This is a genomic window from Planococcus beijingensis (assembly GCF_016820615.1).
Taxonomy (GTDB): Bacteria; Bacillota; Bacilli; order Bacillales_A; family Planococcaceae; genus Planococcus; species Planococcus notacanthi.
The window spans coordinates 1,131,630-1,150,502 of the sequence record NZ_JADHDZ010000001.1; the positions used below are offsets into that span (position 1 = coordinate 1,131,630).

The following is an 18,873-nucleotide window of genomic DNA, read 5'->3' on the forward strand; positions in this document are numbered from 1 at the left end:
CAAGTGATAGGAAAAGTTGGAATGTATGGCGGCAAGTTTTTGATTATCCACCAAGGGCATGTCAGTGCCATGATCCGTGCCAGTACGATGGTCGAGGAATTGCATATCATCCTGACGCATGACGAGGACTATGAGCGGGAATTTTATTTCAAGGGAACGACCATGAAGCCCATTCCCTTTCATCAGCGGCTTCGCTGGTGGAACGAACTCACAAAAGACCTGCCGCATGTCAAAGTGCATGCCGTTGCAGAAAAACAGACAGGCGAATTCTACGACTGGGAGAAGGGTGCTGTCGGCATCAAAGCGGCAATTGGAAAAGAAATCGATGTTGTCTTTAGTTCTGAACATGCCTATGGCGACCATTTCGAAAAGCTCTATCCAGGTGCGAAGCACGTCGTCCTGGATGCGGAGCGCCGGACCTACCCGATCTCGGCCACGCAAATACGCGAAGAAGGCGCAATGAAACATTGGGCGATTATCCCGCATGTGGTTCAGCCTTATTTTGTCCGGACCGTTGTCGTAGTGGGAACCGAGAGCGCCGGGAAGTCGACATTGGTCAAGAACCTGGCGAACCTGTATAACACCAGCTACGTGGAAGAATACGGGCGCAAATTCTATGACCATATCGGTGCCGAAATCGCCATCGAATCCGATTTCCCGAAAATTGCCTTTGAGCATAAATACCATGAAACAGAACAGGCTAAACGCGCCAACAAGCTGCTCTTTATCGACACAGAAGCGAACGTCACCCAGTATTTCTCCTGGGCCTACCTGGGTTATGAGCAACCGGTCTTAGACCAAGTCGCAGCCCTGCAAAATTATGACCTGTGGCTTTTCCTGGAGCCGGATGTGAAATGGGTGGATGACGGCACCCGGTTGTTCGGCGAACAGACGATTCGGGAGCGCAACAACGATTATTTAAAAGCCATACTGGACCGCCAAAACATCACTTACCACTCCATTAGCGGGAATTATCACGAACGTCTCGAGCAGGCGATCGAGCTGGTTGATGAAGTTCTGGAGGAGAAGCTTTATGGGGAAATAAGTGAATAAAGTCTATTGGATGCAGGCTGAGGGTGAGAGCTCTTGGCTTGTGTCTTTTTTTGTGAAGAGGGATATGGAGGCCATACAAAAGATATATAAGAAAAAAAGGCCAAAATAGTTAGACGTGTATGAAGTTGAGCTGAAAATCATTATTTAGGTAAACTCAAATACTGGTGTACATACGATAAATTCATCTTGGTATGGCCATCAAAGTATTCCATATTGCTAGAAATGCAGCTTCAACAATAATTAGAAGGCCAATTTCCTTAACCAAGCCTATAAAGCAATTTTCTTTTCTCTGCTTTTTCATCTCATAATCGACCTCTTATTCTTAAGGATTTTTTAAGTAGAGTTTCCAAACTTTTTTTAAAAAAAGAAAACAAAAAACCTCCCGGTTAAGAGAAGTCAATTATCATCAAGCACATGAATTTTTTCATTAATAAATTCAGCTGCTTCGTCAATGGAGGTAAAGTGCTTTGTTATTTCCTGTTCATTGGAAGTGATTTCAAGAATGAATGTTTCTTGAATGCAGATAACTGTTAGCGTCTCATCGCTTCCTTTAACTGCAAAGGTATGAGTGATGTTGGAGTTGTTGAAATTACAAATGATCTGCAACAGTTCTTTGATGTTTTCTAACTTCATGAAAATCAGGCTCTTCCTTTTCAGACGTAGTTTTAGACGGAGGAAATGAATCTCGTTGCCCGGGTCCACTTCTTGGTATGCCCAATACTGAGCAAAAGAAAACCCCTGAAAAAATCAGGAGCTGACTGGAAGTAGGTTAGCACTAAGATAGTTGTCGATAAACAAAGCAGTCTCGTCCATAGATGCATTTTCCCACAATTGATTTGTTGCAGCATCGGTAACAGAAAACATTTGAATTGCTGCTATGAATTGAACTGATAAGCTTCTTGTTTTGTCCTCAGAAGCAAAAGTCTGAGTGATATTAACCGATGAATAGTCGTGCATCGTTTGTAGAAAACTTTTGATGCTATTGAGTCTCAAATAGACCACGCCTTTCCTAATGGAAAGTGACTAAGAAAAGTCTTAAGAATCCATAAAATCATAAAAGTAACTATAACACAGGATGGAAACTTACGTCCTTGATGTTCAATGCTGTTGTTGTATTGCTTTGGATTACCATTCCTATTTTATTTCTGAGCAGCTACCGTGTTTTTTGAAAAAGAAACGCGTACAGGCTTCTGGAGTTGTGCGGAAGTTCAATACAATGCAGAAAACAAAATTTGGATAGGCCATATATCTAACAAACGTGCACAATTGACGAGCGCCCCTATAAATTTGAATCCATGCAGGCCGGCAGTGATAGAAAAAGTCCGAAATCGAAAAACTAAATTGCGATGATGACGAAGGTCCAATCTGATCATGGTCGATAGGTCGGTCGCTGAGAGTAATTATCCTGAAAGAAGTCGATCCTCATTTCAAGGATTTTTTGTTCGGCTAAAATCAAAATTTTCAGTTCCTGGTAGGTGGTTGCGGCAACTCGAAAAGAATCCAGATTAAATCTCGAGACTTCACGGCATAAAAGCCTGGTTTTCTTATTAAGAAAACTAAGGTGAGTCTACAAAAAAAACCTCCAAAACCCCACACTATGAAATCCCAAGCCATCTGGGTTACACTAAAGATATAATCCAAATGAAATGAGGCGAAAGCATGAACGCATATGATGAGTACATGAAAGGCATAGTTGTGCCTATGCGCCAGGAATTGACGGGTGCAGGATTTAAAGAGTTACTGACGGCAGAAGAGGTAAACGAACACATGAGCAGTTCTGAAGGAACAAGTCTTGTTGTGATCAACTCGGTTTGTGGTTGTGCAGCAGGATTGGCGCGTCCAGCGGTTCTGGAAGCATTGAATACGGCAGAAGCGAAACCGGATCACTTGGTGACGGTATTTGCCGGGCAGGATAAGGAAGCAACTGCGCAAATGCGCAATTATTTCGAGGAAGTTCCTCCGTCATCTCCGTCGATTGCGGTGCTGAAAGACGGCCAATTGGCATATTTCATTCCGCGTGAACAGATCGAGGGTTATCCAATGGAACAGATCCGCGACCATTTGGCGCAGGTTCTTGAACAGGTGGCTGCCCAGTGAAGACGGTAGTCACAACCGCGTACCGGCCGACCACAGCCACGCTGGAGTGGGCCGAACGTGTTTCGGCAGATCTTTCGCTTTTGCAGGTCCCGCGCAATAAACGTTCCATCGACAGAATGCATGCGGATGAAAGAGCGGATCTTGTGGTCTGTTTGAAGGAGCGGCTCGAGTTTTACCCGAGAGGTAGAAGCGAGCCGTTCTTTTTTCATCCGAATTCGGCAGCGTTCCGGACGAAGCGCCCGCTTGAACAGGATCCGTTGATCGACGTATCCGGCCTTCAGAGGGGTGATTCTTTTTTGGATTGCACTTTGGGCCTGGCGTCTGATGCGATTGTGGCTTCTCAGCGTGTCGGAGAGAAAGGCAAGGTGTATGGCTGCGAAAGCCATCCGATCCTCGCTTACGTCGTTCGGCAAGGACTCGGGCAATACAATGGTGTGCCGCATCTGGATGAGGCGATGAAGCGGATCGAGGTGATTTCTTCTGATGCTGTATCGTTCTTGCAGACGCTTGACTCTAATTCCATCGATGTGATTTACATGGACCCGATGTTCACAGAGGAAATTACGGAAGCGTCCAACTTCACGCCATTACGTGGACCGGCTGACCAAGGGCAGTTGACGGAGCGGTGGCTCACAGAAGCAAAGCGTGTAGCGCATAAATCCGTTGTGCTGAAAGCACATTTCCGTTCGGAGGATTTTGAACGCTTCGGCTTTACCCGTCGCGTACGACCCAATACGAAATTCCATTACGGCGTAATCCTGTGCCAAACACAAAAATAAGCAACAAAAAAACTTCCTGGCTTTCAGGAAGTTTTTTTGTTGCTTATTAATCCGTAATTGAAAGTGAAGTCAAGTATATAAGCATGAATAGAAGACCTAATCCGATCAATAATGATGCATCCACAAAAATTCCTCCTTTTCAAAAAAACAAGGCATTGTATATAACTTTATTGTACAATGAATCTCAAGAAGATGAAACCTTTACACAGGAAATTCGTATAAATAAGCAAACGCGTTACTAAAATGTTCATAAATGAAAAGGTGATGTTGATGAAAAATTGGTGGAAAAAGTCGCTGATGATTACAGTTGCCGTATTGACATTGGGCGCAATCTCCCCGAACCACTTGATCTGGGAGTCCCTTTTGGACGAAAAAGGCCAACCGAAATCACATGCAGCGCAAAGCGATAACAAACAATATGTCTATGATTGGATCGACCCGAGCGAATTTTACGATACCGGCGACTCCTTCATCCACTCCGTGCACCAGTCTGCCGAAGAACAGTCCTACATAAAATTCGGTTCGCGCATAGGACCGGTCATTCAGGATGAATTCCAAACTTCCATCTTGCCGAACATCCAACGGGCCATCGATCTTCATTTGGCGAACCTGGATACCGGCAAACTGAACAAATTGGCGATTTCCGAAAAACCATCAGGTGATTACTCTGAAAAGATTTTCCATGTATACGATACCGAAACCAATAATGACGAAATCCGTTTCCATGTAAGAACAGAGAAAAAACCGCAAGTCGGCTATTCCTTCAATTTCCATTACCACTTAGCCGAGGATAACTTCCAAAAACACATTACCTTGGGCGACATTTACTGGTCCAAAAATACACCGCCGAAATGGCTTTCCTGAAACCGTTCACTTTGTGACGGTTTTTTGTATGTCCAAAACCAATGATGTGGACGAATAAGCTATTACTGGTAAAATCCCATAAAAATAATGCCCACTGCGTCGGCTTTTCTTTTATTATTCATATCTTTATAATAGGAGACCAAAAAGTATAAGCTTCTTTTATGAACATTTAATGAAGCTGCGGCGCGTCCAAGGGCTAGGCGGAGCGATAAGACGGATGATCTTTCCGGCTTATCGTGTGAGCCATGCCCAAAGCGTCCGAAGCGGTTTCTGAAACAATGATTGTGATGTATAACTTATCTTTCTAAAATCTTTATAAACATTAAGAGTATTGTTATGATTAGACTTAACAACGGAGGCGATTTACATGAAGCAATATTTAGATTTATGCGAACATATTTTACATAACGGAGCACAAAAAGAAGATCGGACCGGAACCGGGACTTTGAGTGTTTTCGGCCATCAAATGAGATTTGACTTAAATGAAGGATTCCCACTAATGACCACGAAGAAAACGGCATTCCGCTTGATTGTCTCAGAGCTTCTTTGGTTTATCAAAGGCGATACCAATGTCCGGGCGTTGCTTGAAGACAATAACCATATTTGGGACGAATGGGCGTTTGCGCAATGGGTGGCAAGCGATGAATATACTGGCCCCGATATGACCGATTTCGGGCGCCGTGCCCAAAAAGATCCTGAGTTTGCGGAACTGTATAAGATCGAGATGCAAAGCTTTCAACGTAAAGTAATCGAAAATCCAGTATTTGCAGAGAAATACGGAGATTTAGGTCCGGTTTACGGCAAACAATGGAGATCATGGGCTACTACAGAAGGCGGAACCATTGACCAGTTGAAGAACGTCATTGAATCCATCAAGAAAAACCCGGATTCCCGCCGTCATCTTGTCACTGCCTGGAACCCGGAATTCATCGATGACATGGCTTTGCCGCCATGCCACATCATGTTCCAGTTTTACGTAGCGGACGGAAAACTGTCTTGCCAGCTTTATCAGCGAAGTGCAGATGTCTTTTTAGGCGTGCCGTTCAATATCGCTTCTTATGCATTACTGACGCATCTGATAGCCCGTGAATGCAATTTGGAAGTCGGTGACTTTGTCCATACGACAGGCGACACCCATCTGTACTCAAACCACCTGGAACAAGTGAAAGAACAATTGACGCGCGAACCAAAACCGCTGCCAACTTTGAAAATCAACGAAGAAGTTGAATCGATTTTCGACCTGACATTATCGGACATTACAATAGAAGGCTATGATCCACACCCACGGATCAAAGCGCCGGTTGCTGTATAACGAGTTATGCAAATAAACTAATTTGCGCTAGCTTCGTCGCAAAGACACTGGCTGAACTTACTCGGGCAAGACGCTCGAGTAGATTCCTCTTTCCTTTCTGCTCCCTAAGAAGTCTGCGCTGTTTTGCTTCATATCTTAATGGGCAAGCAGTAATTAGAACTTTCATTTATTAGCAAGGACCTGACTATTAGAAGAAAGAGCGGAAGGGGGCGACTCCTGCGGGAATAGCACGAGGTGGAGCCACTGGACTGAGCAAAGCGAGGGAAGCGGCAGAAGCCGTGCCCGCGGAAAGCGTCCGCCTGGAGCGATTTCTTCAACAACTACTAAAGTTCAACACCCGCCAAGCGCGGTTTAGGAGGAAAAATAAATGATTTCATTGATGGTAGCGCATGATCCGAACCGGGTCATCGGAATAGACAACGAATTGCCTTGGCATATCCCGGCCGATTTGGCTTATTTTAAAGAACACACGATTGGAAAAGGCATCGTCATGGGCCGCAACACCTTCGAATCCATTGGACGCCCGCTTCCAAAACGCCGCAACATCGTGGTGACACGCAGCGACGATTACCAGGCAGAAGGGGTGGATGTGGTCCATAACTTGCAGGATGCGGTGAAATTGGCAAGAGAAACCCATGAAGAAGTGATGATCATCGGAGGCGAGCAGATTTTCAACTCGATTTTGGATGAAGCAGACCGCCTGTACATCACATTGGTCCATCAGGAATTTGAAGGCGATACCTACTTCCCTGAATACGGCCGTGAATGGAAACTCGTTTCCGAGTCGGAACAGCAAATTTCAAATGATGTGCCTTTTTCGTATCAGGTATATGAACGGCGCAAAAAGAAAAAGAGCTATGCTTAATTCCATCCGCACATTCTCGTTTCTTTTCGGCTATTTGCCTCTCAGTGCAGTGAATCTGAAGAAATTCATCAAGCAGAAGCCGCAGTTGAGTGTACAGGAATACGATGAATTGATTCACACAGAACCTCAAAAATGGGCAATGGGCATCATGAAACGGACACAGAGCAAGATTACGATTACAGGATTGGAAAAGTTGCCTGAAGGGCCTGTCCTGTTTGTCAGCAATCACGAAGGAAATTTTGACATTCCGGTCCTGCTGTCAAAGATTCCGAAGCCCTTCGGTTTTATTTCCAAAAAAGAAGTCAAGAAACTGCCAATCATCCCTTTGTATATGGAACAGATGAATTGTGTCTTTTTGGATCGCACCGATCGCCGGAGCGCCTTAAAATCAATCACCGATACCGTGGAGAAGCTGAAGGAAGGCCACTCGATTTTGATTTTTCCTGAAGGCACCAGAAGCAAAGGTGAAGGGATGGGCGAATTCAAGTCCGGCTTTATGCGTATTGCGAAAGATGCTGGTGTACCGATCCTGCCGATTGCGATTCTCGGAACTTCCGACATCATGGAGAAAAACAACAATAAAGTGTTGCCGGCAGATGTAGCAGTTCAGCTTCTGGACCCTATTCCAGCTGACATAATCGAACAGTTGAATGCAAAAGAAGCAATCCATCTGGTTCGATCAAAAATTGAAGAAGCCATTGCCGGGCTGTCTCGTCAAAAAACCAATAAATGACGGCAAATAGAACTGTGCAAGATATCCTATCAGTTGTGTAAGGCCCGGCAATTCCTTAAACTAAGTGAATAAGAAGGAAGTGATTTCATGTCAAAGATTCATATCGTCACGGATTCGACCGCTGATCTAAAACCAGAGGTCATTGAAAAATATAATTTGCATGTGGTCCCGCTGACCATCCAAATCGGGGGCAAAACCTATTTGGACCGCGTTGATCTTGAACCGGAATCTTTCCTCGAATTGATGAAGAATTCCGATGAAATGCCAAAAAGCTCACAGCCTGCTCCAGGTGTATTCAAAGAGCTATACGATAAATTGGGAAAAGATGGCGACCAGATCCTGTCCATCCATATGACTGGGGGGATGAGCGGTACAGTGGAGTCGGCAAAAACAGCGGCACAGCTGACCGACTCGGATGTGACCGTAATCGATTCGCGTTACATTTCGCATGCGTTGACATTCCAGGTATTCGAGGCAGCCGATATGGGAAAAGCCGGCAAGTCAATGGAAGAGATTGTGGAGCGGATGGAAAAAATCCGTCTGAATACAAAATTATTCGTAGTCGTTGACACCCTTGATAATCTCGTCAAAGGGGGACGCATCGGTAAAGGGCGTGCCTTGCTTGGTTCCTTGATGAAGATCAAACCGATTGCTTCATTGGACGATGGTTCTTATACACCGGTGGCGAAAGTCAGAAGCCACAAACAGGTGGTCGAGTATCTATTCAACGATTTTAAAGAGCGGACTGCCGGGAAAATCGTTAAAGGCGTCGGGCTTGCCCACGCTGGTGGACTTGCCATGGCTGAACCGTTGCGTGAAAAAATTAAAGAAACGGGTTTTACGGATATTAAATTCGATTTTACAACACCGGTCATCTCGACCCATACAGGAGTCGGAGCCATTGGTTTTATGTACTACACGGATTAAAGAAAGCTGTAAGGCCATTTTCAAAAAGGAGAGACGAATTTGAAGCGCATCCTGTTGATTATCGTCGTTTTGTCCATAGCTATAGTAGCGGGGTGCAGTCCAACTTTTATCTTCAATAACGAAGAAGCGGAACCGCGCAACGAACCGTCTATCGGCCGGTATACGGTACCGCCGAATTTCATCCCCCAGGCATTGGTCATCACTGCACTTGGGGATTCCTTGTCTCAAGGCGTGGGAGATGAAGAAAATCTGGGTGGCTACACGGGAAGAGTAGCCGCTGAAATCCGGACATGGCCGGGCGTTGAAGGAGTCGCAGTTGAAAATACGGCAAAACGTGGACGCCGCAGCGACCAATTGCTGGCGATGTTCCAGCAGGGAGAACTGACCGGCCCGGTAGCCGAAGCGGATTACCTGTCTCTGACCATCGGCGGCAATGATGTGATGCGGATCGTCAAACGCGATTTGTTTTCACTGAATATGCAAGCTTTTGAAGATGAACTCATTTTGTATGAAAACCGATTTGAAAATATCTTTACCGCTATCCGCAGCATCAACCCGACTGTTCCCATCATCGTCATGGGCATCTATAACCCTTTCTCGCTCATAACGGATGAAGTGGAGGAATTCGATCAAATCATCGCTTCCTATAACGAGGCCATGCAGGAAAGCGCTGAAGCGGATCCACAGGCCTGTTTTGTGCCTGTCAGTGATTTGTTTGAAGGGAATAAAAATCTGGTTTACCATACTGATTTCTTTCATCCGAACAGCAAAGGCTATGATTTGATGAGTGAGCGCATCCTGGAACGGATGGAAGAATGCGGGTTGAGCTACAAAGAGTAAGGGGTAATGAAAATGAAAAAATGGCGTTTTGCGTTTTTTATTTTGCTGGCAGTGAATGTACTGGCGCTGGTGGGCGTTGTTCTCTATATGACGACGCCTCCAAAGGACTACACGTCCTATCAGGCATTGAAAAATGCACCGGCAGCCGGCAATACGGTAGTCGTCAATACGACGAAAGCTGACTTTGAAGGAATTGCCAACACATATATACAGGATGCGATGAAAGACCAGCCGATTCCGTTGGCGTTGTCCGTTAACGACGATGTCAGCTTATCGACGGAGTTGACTATTTTTTCGGTGACATTGCCGATTTTGATGAAATTCGAGCCACTTGTTCAAGAAGATGGCAATTTATTGCTCGAACAGAAATCTGTGGAAGTCGGTATGCTGGATATTCCGCCTGAATCTGCGTTAAAGTTGCTAAGAGACTCAGTTGAACTTCCGGATTTCATGGAAGTGATGCCTGCTGAAGAGGAAGTGCTGCTGAAGCTGACGGAAATTCCGTTGGATGACGGCATCTCGGTCCGGGCGGCATCGTTCAACCTGCAAGAGGATGATATCCGCTTGTTGGTGACAATTGAACCATAAGGAACGGAGTGAGCACATGAAGACAGAAAAAGCGACATTTGCAGGGGGCTGTTTTTGGTGTATGGTCAAGCCCTTTGATTCATTGGACGGCATTGAAGAAGTAGTGAGTGGCTATACGGGCGGCGAATTGCCGAATCCGACATATGAACAAGTATGCTCCAACGCAACCGGACATGTGGAAGCCGTACAAATTACGTTCCAGCCGGACATTTTCCCATATGAAAAGTTATTGGAAGTGTTCTGGACACAAATTGATCCGACAGATGCAGGCGGCCAATTTTTTGACCGCGGCGAATCCTACCAAACAGCGATTTTCTATCATTCTGAAGAACAGCGGATCGCTGCAGAAAAATCCAAGCAGGAGCTGGACAATTCAGGCAGATTCGAAAAACCTGTAGCCACGCCTATTTTGGAAGCGAAACCGTTTTATTTGGCAGAAGCATACCATCAGGATTATTATAAGAAAAACCCTGCCCATTACAACCGTTATTCGGTTGGTTCGGGTCGGACAGCGTTTATTGAAAAGAACTGGGGTGGACAAGCATGAAAGAAGAACTAAAAGCGAAATTAACACCGATGCAATATCATGTAACCCAGGAAAGCGGCACTGAGCCTCCTTTCCAGGGAGAATACGATCAGCATTTCGAAGACGGCATCTACGTGGATATCGTTTCCGGCAAACCGCTGTTCAGCTCTAAAGACAAGTTTGACGCCCATTGCGGTTGGCCGAGTTTTGCTAAGCCGCTTGAAGACACAGAAGTGAAAGAAAACCTGGATACAAGCCATGGCATGAGAAGAACGGAAGTTCGTTCAGCTACAGCTGATTCACATTTGGGCCACTTGTTCCCGGATGGCCCTTCGTCTCTTGGCGGATTGCGCTACTGCATCAACTCTGCAGCTCTCCGTTTTGTTCCGAAAGAACAATTGGATGCTGAAGGCTTATCCGAATACAAGAAACTGTTTGAATAACGGGTTGCCCGGACAACTGTCCGGGTTTTTTTTGCCCTAAATAAGGAAGGAGACCTTCATGGACCGTTCATTCTATCAATTTGCATTAAAATACCGCGGAAAACTGGTGGCCGATGATTTTTCGCGTTTTGCGGAGTCGATGTTCTTGGATCATTCGTTTCCTAAGAATTCCAGAGACTTTGACCACTTGTCAAAGTACATTGAAGAAAAAGCGCATCCGGTCATGAAAGCATCCACCTTCGATGAAATGTGGGAAGAATATACAGCGAGTTAAGGCTCGTCATTGCACTATAAGGAAAAAAACAGTATGATTAAATCGACTATATTAAAGTGAGGTTTTTAGATGAGTGTTCATATTAACGCAAAAAAAGGCGATATTGCCGATACGATTTTACTGCCGGGTGACCCGCTTCGCGCAAAATACATAGCGGAAACGTTTTTGGAAGATGTGACTTTATACAACGAAGTCCGTAATATGTTCGGATATACAGGAACATACAAAGGCAAACGCATCTCTGTTCAAGGAACAGGAATGGGTGTACCATCGATTTCAATCTACGTGACTGAATTGATGCAGGAATATGACGTACAGAAATTGATCCGCGTTGGTACATGTGGGTCTATCCATAAAGACGTTAAAGTACGCGACGTTATTTTGGCTCAAAGTGCCTCAACTGACTCAAAAATGAACGAAATCATTTTCAAAGGCGTCAACTATGCACCAACAGCAAATTTCGATCTATTGCTGAAAGCATATAATGCAGGCCAGGAAAAAGGATTGAATTTACGTGTCGGGAACGTCTTTACTGAAGATGTTTTCTACAACGAATTTGCAGAACATGAAAAATGGGCTCAATACGGTGTACTTGCACTAGAAATGGAATCTTCAGCTCTTTATACATTGGCAGCGAAATTCGGCCGCCAGGCGCTATCGATCCTGACAGTGAGCGATCACTTGTTGACAGGTGAAGTGACAACTTCTGAGGAACGCCAAACAACGTTCAACGACATGATCGTTGTCGCGTTGGATGCTGCAATTCAGGAGTAGTATATAAGAAAAGCGCAAGCGCCCGTGTAGCTCTGCCGGGCATAAGATAGACCAGCAGAGTGGCGTTCTTTGCCGCGGCAGCTGGGTTGGCTTATGACCCAAAGAGCTGGGCGCTGGAGTCTGGACAAGGAAAAGCGCAAGCGCCCGTTTAGCTCTGACAGGTGTAAGGCGATTTGGCGAAGCGGCATGTTTTCAGCCGCACAGCCAGAGCGACTTACATCCCGAAGAGCTGGGCACTGGAGTCTGGACAATCAGAAAAGCGCAAGCGCCTTTATAAAAGGAAAAAGACTGTCTTGACAGTCTTTTTCTTTACATTTCCTCCTGTTCTAAAGGCAATTATGAAAGTGGTGAAATATAGATGGATGACAAACGTCCGGGGGAAGAGCAGGAACAAATTCCGCCAACAGAGGAATCGCCGTCACACGTTATTAAAATGAAGACATTCAGCTTTATTATGCTGGTATTCCTTTTAATCATTGCAACGGCAGGCTTGACCGTTTTTGCGTTGACCTTTGGTGACGATAAAGCCGTGGAAGTCAATTCGCCGGAGCGTCGTGAATTCGACAAGCTCTACACAGCCTATGATAAAATACAGAATAATTATTTCGAAGATGTGGATAGAAATGTCCTGATCAACGGGGCAATCAACGGAATGGTTGATTCGCTTGAAGATCCTTACTCCGATTACATGAATGAAGAAGAAGCTTCACAGTTCCTGGAAGGGATTTCGTCCAGTTTCCAGGGCATTGGTGCAGAAGTACAAGAGCGAGGCGGCTATGTAACAGTCGTATCACCGATTAAAAACTCACCTGCTGAAAAAGCAGGCATTCTGCCGAATGACCAGATTTTAGCGGTTGATGGAGAAAGCATTCAAGGCTTCACTACCACTGAAGCTGTTATGTTGATCCGTGGTGAAAAAGGAACGGAAGTTACATTGACCATTCAACGCGGTGAAAACACAGAGCCGATTGAAATTACAATCGTCCGTGATGAAATACCGATTGAAACCGTTTATGCGGAAATGGTCGGCGATAACGTGGCCCATATCCAAATCACGAGTTTCTCTGAAAACACGTACCAGGAGTTGCTTGATGCCATTGATGAAATGGAAGCTGAAGGAATGGAAGCGGCCGTAATGGACGTTCGCCAGAATCCGGGCGGCTTATTGGATGTAGCGCTTAAAATATCCGATTTGTTTATTGAAGACGGGAAACCGTTGTTCGAAGTCCAGGCAAAAGGTGCTGAACCTGAAGTTTATATGTCTTCACCGGGTACGAAACTCGAAGTGCCTGTCACTTTATTGATTGATGGCGGCAGCGCCTCGGCATCTGAAATTTTGGCCGGAGCGATGAACGAGTCGGCTGATATCAAATTGGTTGGTGAGAAGACATTCGGCAAAGGAACGGTCCAAACAGCCAATGACCTTCAAGATGGCTCGAACCTGAAATTTACGACGGCTAAATGGCTGACACCTGACGGCAACTGGATTCATGAAAAAGGAATCGAACCGGATGTGAAAGTTGCTTATCCGGCATATGCCTCTCTTCCGGTCCTGGATACTTCTCAGGAGCTAAAAGACGGTGTGATTTCAGAACAAGTGAAAACTGCTGAGCAGATGCTCGAAGCACTTGGCTACGAAGTTGGAGATGTGGATGGTGTATTTGAAGAGCAGATGACGGAAGCTGTTGAAACTTTCCAGGAAGAAAACGAACTAGAAGTGAACGGTATTCTTACTGGAGACAGTACATTTGCGGTGATGGATGCGTTGCGCAAGAAAATCGAAAGCGATGATCCGCAATTGCAGGAAGCCAAAAAGATTCTGATGGAAGAAGCGGGAATTGAAGCTTCTGCAGCAGAAGAAACTGAAGAGTAATTCTCGAGGTCCGCTTAGGCGGGCCTTTTCTTAATCAGTAACCGAAAGGATGAGACGATGAAAGACGTATATTTGTTTAGTGGATTTTTGGGAAGCGGAAAGACGACGCTTTTGAAAGGCATGATCACCCAAATGAAAGATAAAGGACTGAAACCTGCAGTCTTCATGAATGAACTCGGCAAAATGAACATGGATTCCGATTCAGTGGAAAACGGCGTGCCGCTGAAGGAAATTCTCGACGGCTGCATTTGCTGCTCGGGTTCCGAAAAATCAGAAGCGCAGATCCAGACGCTATTGGCAGAAGAAGATTTTGATGTCTTGTTGATTGAAACGACAGGGGCGGCGCACCCAGTGGAAGCGCTTGACGCTATTTTTTCTCCGTTGTTTGCCGACCAATTAAACTTTAAAGGAATCGTTACGGTAGCGGACAGCAAACGCTGGATGGACCGCAACAGCTTGTCGCCGCAGATCCGTTCGCTGTTTTTGGAACAAATCCGCCATGCCGACTTGATTTTGGCCAATAAAATGGATTTATTGACGGATGGCGAACAGGGAACGGTCGTCTACGAAATCCAGTCATTGAACCCGACAGCGCAGATCATTCAGACCGTGCATGCCAAAGTGCCGTTTTCTGCACTTGACAAAATGACGCCTTCAAGATCAGAAGACGTCACCAAAACCCCTGTTTCAAAGTTAAACCTAAACGCCAAAGTGCTGCAGTTTGATGCACCTGTGCAACGGGAGAAATTTGAAGACTGGCTGCGCGCGTTGCCGGATACGGTATTCCGCATCAAAGGCTATGTGCCGTTGGAAGGTGATAAGTATCCGCATGCGTTTCAGTTTGCTTATGGGATGGCCCAATGGCTTCCTGAGTACATCAAGATGCAGAATCAGATTGTTGTGATCGGTGAAGGATTAGAAGGAGTCGAGCTTCCATGATTGGATCGTACCGGAAACTGTGGCCGCAGCGTGCATCTGCTGAAAACATCACGACGCAGGCAGAGCTTGAAAAGTACATCCTGATCGAACTCAACGACGAATTGACGCATCCGCGTGTCCGGAAATCCAAACAGCAGAAATTGGAACTGGCGTTGGAACGGATCGGACAGTCGGATCTGTCGGAATCAGAAAAAAACGGCTTGGCTGCTTTATATAAAAACCTGGCCGATGAAAAGAGTAAAGCTGTTTTGGAAAAGGACAAAACGAAAGCAGGAAGAGAAAATCTTTAATTTTCTCTTCCTGCTTTTTTGATGTGTATTCATAAGGTTCATCGATTTTGAATCATCGGCGACCGGGCGGCGATTTTTTTCTGGATCAACAGCAGACGGATGGACAACGTGATGGCACCTGCTGTGAGGCCGGCAATAAGGCCGATCCAATAACCGAAAGCACCGAAATCAGTGAAATTGGCAAGCAGGTATCCGACAGGCAAGCCGATTACCCAATAAGAGACCAATGCCATAACGAACGTGATGTTGACGTCTTTGTAGCCGCGAAGAGCTCCTTGCACCGGAGCCTGTATGGCATCTGATAATTGGAACAGTGCGGCAAACAACAAGAATTGGACAGCCAGTTCGACAACTACTGGGTCTGAGGAATACAAGGCCGCAATGTCGCTGCGCAAGAAAAACAGAAGGCAGGCGGACACGAAACTTAAGGTGACGGCAGTGCCGACGCTCAGCCAACTGTACTGTTTGGCATCATGGAAACGCTTGGCTCCGACTTCGTAGCCAACCAATATGGTGGCGCCCATGGAAATGCTGAGCGGCAGCATATATAACAGGGAAGCAAAATTCAAGGCGATTTGGTGGGCTGCAATGGTGACAGTGCCGTAAACGGCCAGCATGAACGTCACCGCAGAGAAAATACTGGTTTCCACAAAAATCGAAATGCCGATCGGGACACCGATGCGGCTGATTTCATTCCAGCGGCTAAAGGATAATTTGGGCCATTTGCGGAAAATGCCATAAGAGTTGAATGGATTTCGTGTATGGATAATCCATATCGCAATCGCTAAAATCAGCCAGTAGGTGATAGCCGATGCCAGTCCGGCACCAGCTCCACCAAGCTCCGGAAAGCCGAACTTGCCGAAAATCAGCAAGTAGTTGAAGAAAATATTGATGGGTGCGGACAATAGTGAAATGACCATTGTGACTCGAGTAGCTCCAAGTGCATCGATATACGAACGCAATGCATTGTAGACGAATAACGGGATCAGCCCTATAGACATCGCAAAAATATAGCGGCTCGCCACATCAGCAACAACCGGTTCAAGGTCCATAAATGTCAACAAGTAGTCGAGTCCGAAATAAAAGAAGGCGAAGACGATCACAGCCAGCAGAATGGCCAAATAAATCCCTTGCTGCACGGCTTCTTTTACCTGTTCTTTTTTCTTAGCGCCCATCAATTGTGCTACAATTGGAGTGATGGACATCAGGATTCCTGCAAGCCCGATATAGACGGGCACCCAAAAGGAAGACCCGATGGACACGCCGGCAAGATCTTCTGTACCATAGCGGGCAGTCATGTAAATATCGAAAAAAGTCACCATATACATCGCAATTTGAGTCACGAGAATCGGAAAAACAATTTTTACTAACAATAATAATTTCTCTTTCATGGTTCTGGTTTGGTGCATATTTCTTTCCTCCCGCAATCAACTTCTGTAAATAAAAAAATGAACGATTACATTTAATGCCGATCAAGCATTGCTTGGTTATCGGCATTGATGGCCAATTCAAGAACAAGTTAATCTACCCGATTACAATTTAGCAAATAAAATCCAGTATAGCATAAATGGGTCTTCTAAAAAGCCTTGCCTGCTATACCAAATTATATAGATGAGAGTAGGACACGCAATGGACAACAAAACGATTTTATTGACCGGGGGCGGAACAGCAGGTCACGTCTCCCTAAACCAGGCATTGATTCCGGAACTGAAGAATTTAGGCTTCAACGTCGAATACATCGGTTCCAAAGATGGGATTGAAAATGAACTCATCCGGGATTCGTTTCCATCAGTTCCCTACCATGCCATTTCCAGCGGCAAGTTAAGACGCTATTTTTCAACGAAAAATTTCTCGGATCCATTCCGTGTGGGTGCAGGCTTGACACAAGCACTCAATATCATCCGCAAAACCAAACCGGTCGCCATTTTTTCAAAAGGCGGATTCGTATCGGTTCCTGTGGTTATGGCAGGCCGCATGATGTCGGTGCCGGTCATCATCCATGAGTCCGATGTGACTCCCGGACTCGCCAATAAATTGGCATTGCCTTTTGCCGACCACATTTTCACGGTCTTTAAAGAAACGTTGGCGCACGTGCCAAGCACTAAATCGACATGTACAGGATCTGTGATCCGCAGTGAATTGATGGAAGGTTCTGCTGAAAAAGGGCAGGAAATCTGCCCATTCAATAATGATTTGCCCGTATTGATGGTTATGGGCGGAAGCCAAGGCTCAGCCATGATCAACTCGGCTGTCCGCAATAACCTGGAGCGACTGCTGGAGCAATTCAACATCATCCATTTGTGCGGAAAAGGCAACAGCATGCCCGAACTGGATGTTCATTTGAATTACCGCCAATTTGAATACGTTACCCATGAATTGCCGCATCTATTGCATATGACCGATTTTGTTGTGTCCCGGGCAGGATCGAATTCCATATTCGAATTCCTGGCATTGAAAAAGCCGATGCTGCTTGTGCCGCTGTCTATCCAAAAAAGCCGCGGCGATCAGATACTGAATGCCAATCTATTCGAAAAACAGGGCTTTGCCCATGTCGTGGAAGAAGAAGAGCTTTCTGCCGACCGTTTTATGGAAGAACTGGAGCGCCTGCAACAAGATAAAGACCAGCTGATCGAAACGATGACTCAAACTGAATCTCCAATTACCGCTGCTGAAATGGCCAAATTGGTCACTTCGTACGCTAAATAATTCCCATTACTTTCAAGAGGTGACGAAAATGGAAATGACATTGATAAAAGTTCATGGTTCAATGAATACCTTCTATATGTTTGAATCGGCTGAGCGTGAAGATTTTGCGCAAATAGCTGTCCAGCTGTCGGAATTAGATCCGGAAATCGACGGAATTCTGGTGATTTTGCCTTCTTCTGTTGCGCATGCGAAAATGCGCGTCTTCAATAATGATGGTTCAGAAGCTTCCATGTGCGGCAATGGCCTTCGCTGTGTCGCGCGTTATGTTTGTGAACGCGACGGGGTGCAGGAGGCGGTCGTAGAGACGATGAAAGCTTCACTGCGCGTGAAAAAAGAAGAAACCTTGAACGAAGGCATCGAAACCTATGCCGTGGAAATATCACCCGTTTCTTTTTCATTGAGCAGTCTGCCGATGAAGCTGGCTAACCATACCGAGTGGATAGCGAAACCTTTGCCATTCGTATCGGAAGAGATTCCGTTTTCTGCAGTAGCGGTACCTAATCCGCATTTGATCGGCATCGTGCCGCCTGAATTGCAGAAAGATACCAGCCACCAGCAGAAGTGGGCGCAGTATTTCAACGGCCCCAATGATTATTTTTCTGATGGCGTCAACGTCAGTTACGTAACGCCTATGGATGATGGTATTTTTGTCCGGACCTATGAACGCGGAGTCGGCTTCACCAATGCCTGCGGAACAGCGATGACAGCTTCGGCGCTGATCAGCTGCATGGCAGGCCTGGTGCCGTATGGCGATGTGGCTGTTTACAATCCTGGAGGAATGGTCAAATGTGCGGTGGCTGTCGAAGGAGATGACATCCGCCTTCAATTGACAGGCAATGCGACTTATTTGTCGACAGCCAAATTCGACTGGCAAGGAGCCGGAACTGACAGTCGAATCCTTTCAAGCGAATCTTTAGAAGAACAGCGACGTTATAATGAATTTATTGAAGAGGTATCAACTGTCTCTAAACAATTCGTATGATGGAAAGC

21 protein-coding genes are annotated in these 18,873 nt (G+C 45.7%); 19 read left to right on the forward strand and 2 right to left on the reverse strand.

The annotated features are described in order from the left end of the window. Nucleotides 1-3: 3 nt before the first annotated feature. Nucleotides 4-1,053: a multifunctional transcriptional regulator/nicotinamide-nucleotide adenylyltransferase/ribosylnicotinamide kinase NadR gene (gene nadR, locus IRE19_RS05420; RefSeq protein ID WP_349291250.1), complete on the forward strand. Its 1,050-nt coding sequence runs from the start codon at nt 4-6 to the stop codon at nt 1,051-1,053. Nucleotides 1,054-1,449: 396 nt separating this feature from the next. Here nadR and IRE19_RS05425 read toward each other — a convergent pair whose 3' ends face one another. Further along, nucleotides 1,450-1,686: a hypothetical protein gene (locus tag IRE19_RS05425; protein WP_191714337.1), complete on the reverse strand. Its 237-nt coding sequence runs from the start codon at nt 1,684-1,686 to the stop codon at nt 1,450-1,452. Nucleotides 1,687-2,712: 1,026 nt separating this feature from the next. On the opposite strand from IRE19_RS05425, the gene IRE19_RS05430 reads away from it, so the two are divergent. From IRE19_RS05430 to IRE19_RS05505, 16 genes are all read left to right on the forward strand, one after another. After that, complete coding sequence (locus tag IRE19_RS05430) at nt 2,713-3,150, forward strand: BrxA/BrxB family bacilliredoxin (RefSeq protein ID WP_203339560.1); 438 nt, start codon at nt 2,713-2,715, stop codon at nt 3,148-3,150. Further along, nucleotides 3,147-3,929 (forward strand): class I SAM-dependent methyltransferase, encoded by a 783-nt coding sequence (locus tag IRE19_RS05435; protein ID WP_203339561.1) that lies wholly within the window; start codon nt 3,147-3,149, stop codon nt 3,927-3,929. Before IRE19_RS05430 ends, IRE19_RS05435 begins: the two co-directional genes overlap by 4 nt. Nucleotides 3,930-4,199: 270 nt before the next feature. Beyond that, nucleotides 4,200-4,793, forward strand: a complete 594-nt coding sequence (locus tag IRE19_RS05440) for a YpjP family protein (RefSeq protein WP_203339562.1) — start codon at nt 4,200-4,202, stop codon at nt 4,791-4,793. Nucleotides 4,794-5,160: 367 nt separating this feature from the next. Then, a complete protein-coding gene (locus tag IRE19_RS05445) occupies nt 5,161-6,105 on the forward strand; it encodes a thymidylate synthase (RefSeq protein ID WP_203339563.1) in 945 nt (314 codons plus the stop codon). A 367-nt stretch (nt 6,106-6,472) separates the two neighbouring features. Further along, nucleotides 6,473-6,970: a dihydrofolate reductase gene (locus IRE19_RS05450; RefSeq protein WP_203339564.1), complete on the forward strand. Its 498-nt coding sequence runs from the start codon at nt 6,473-6,475 to the stop codon at nt 6,968-6,970. Then, entirely contained in the window at nt 6,963-7,703 is a 741-nt protein-coding gene (locus IRE19_RS05455; protein ID WP_203339565.1) for a lysophospholipid acyltransferase family protein, read from the forward strand. The genes IRE19_RS05450 and IRE19_RS05455 overlap by 8 nt, the downstream gene beginning before the upstream one ends. Nucleotides 7,704-7,790: 87 nt before the next feature. Further along, nucleotides 7,791-8,630 carry a DegV family protein gene (locus IRE19_RS05460; protein ID WP_203339566.1) on the forward strand — a complete coding sequence of 280 codons (840 nt, stop codon included), beginning with the start codon at nt 7,791-7,793 and terminating at the stop codon, nt 8,628-8,630. A 39-nt stretch (nt 8,631-8,669) separates the two neighbouring features. Next, on the forward strand, nt 8,670-9,470 hold the full coding sequence (locus IRE19_RS05465) for a GDSL-type esterase/lipase family protein (RefSeq protein ID WP_203339567.1): 801 nt from the start codon (nt 8,670-8,672) through the stop codon (nt 9,468-9,470). 12 nt (nt 9,471-9,482) lie between these two features. Continuing rightward, the gene (locus IRE19_RS05470) at nt 9,483-10,058 is read left to right on the forward strand and encodes a YpmS family protein (RefSeq protein WP_191714346.1); all 576 of its coding nucleotides are present in this window, start codon (nt 9,483-9,485) and stop codon (nt 10,056-10,058) included. Nucleotides 10,059-10,074: 16 nt separating this feature from the next. After that, nucleotides 10,075-10,605: a peptide-methionine (S)-S-oxide reductase MsrA gene (msrA, locus tag IRE19_RS05475; RefSeq protein WP_191714347.1), complete on the forward strand. Its 531-nt coding sequence runs from the start codon at nt 10,075-10,077 to the stop codon at nt 10,603-10,605. Continuing rightward, nucleotides 10,602-11,027 (forward strand): peptide-methionine (R)-S-oxide reductase MsrB, encoded by a 426-nt coding sequence (gene msrB, locus IRE19_RS05480; RefSeq protein ID WP_191714348.1) that lies wholly within the window; start codon nt 10,602-10,604, stop codon nt 11,025-11,027. The genes msrA and msrB overlap by 4 nt, the downstream gene beginning before the upstream one ends. A 58-nt stretch (nt 11,028-11,085) precedes the next feature. Continuing rightward, complete coding sequence (locus IRE19_RS05485) at nt 11,086-11,301, forward strand: YozE family protein (RefSeq protein ID WP_203339568.1); 216 nt, start codon at nt 11,086-11,088, stop codon at nt 11,299-11,301. 69 nt (nt 11,302-11,370) lie between these two features. After that, nucleotides 11,371-12,075 carry a purine-nucleoside phosphorylase gene (gene deoD, locus IRE19_RS05490; RefSeq protein WP_191714350.1) on the forward strand — a complete coding sequence of 235 codons (705 nt, stop codon included), beginning with the start codon at nt 11,371-11,373 and terminating at the stop codon, nt 12,073-12,075. 358 nt (nt 12,076-12,433) lie between these two features. Continuing rightward, the gene (locus IRE19_RS05495; protein ID WP_203339569.1) at nt 12,434-13,948 is read left to right on the forward strand and encodes a lmo1851 family serine protease; all 1,515 of its coding nucleotides are present in this window, start codon (nt 12,434-12,436) and stop codon (nt 13,946-13,948) included. 57 nt (nt 13,949-14,005) lie between these two features. Next, nucleotides 14,006-14,887 carry a CobW family GTP-binding protein gene (locus tag IRE19_RS05500; RefSeq protein ID WP_191714352.1) on the forward strand — a complete coding sequence of 294 codons (882 nt, stop codon included), beginning with the start codon at nt 14,006-14,008 and terminating at the stop codon, nt 14,885-14,887. Continuing rightward, nucleotides 14,884-15,177 carry a hypothetical protein gene (locus IRE19_RS05505; protein ID WP_203339570.1) on the forward strand — a complete coding sequence of 98 codons (294 nt, stop codon included), beginning with the start codon at nt 14,884-14,886 and terminating at the stop codon, nt 15,175-15,177. Before IRE19_RS05500 ends, IRE19_RS05505 begins: the two co-directional genes overlap by 4 nt. Nucleotides 15,178-15,215: 38 nt before the next feature. Here the strand turns inward: IRE19_RS05505 and IRE19_RS05510 are convergent, their stop codons facing one another. Further along, nucleotides 15,216-16,586, reverse strand: a complete 1,371-nt coding sequence (locus IRE19_RS05510; protein WP_191714354.1) for an MATE family efflux transporter — start codon at nt 16,584-16,586, stop codon at nt 15,216-15,218. A gap of 220 nt (nt 16,587-16,806) precedes the next feature. On the opposite strand from IRE19_RS05510, the gene murG reads away from it, so the two are divergent. Both murG and dapF read left to right on the forward strand, forming a co-directional pair. Then, nucleotides 16,807-17,883 (forward strand): undecaprenyldiphospho-muramoylpentapeptide beta-N-acetylglucosaminyltransferase, encoded by a 1,077-nt coding sequence (murG, locus tag IRE19_RS05515; protein WP_191714355.1) that lies wholly within the window; start codon nt 16,807-16,809, stop codon nt 17,881-17,883. 28 nt (nt 17,884-17,911) lie between these two features. Further along, nucleotides 17,912-18,865 (forward strand): diaminopimelate epimerase, encoded by a 954-nt coding sequence (gene dapF / locus IRE19_RS05520; protein WP_203339571.1) that lies wholly within the window; start codon nt 17,912-17,914, stop codon nt 18,863-18,865. Nucleotides 18,866-18,873: the final 8 nt, after the last annotated feature.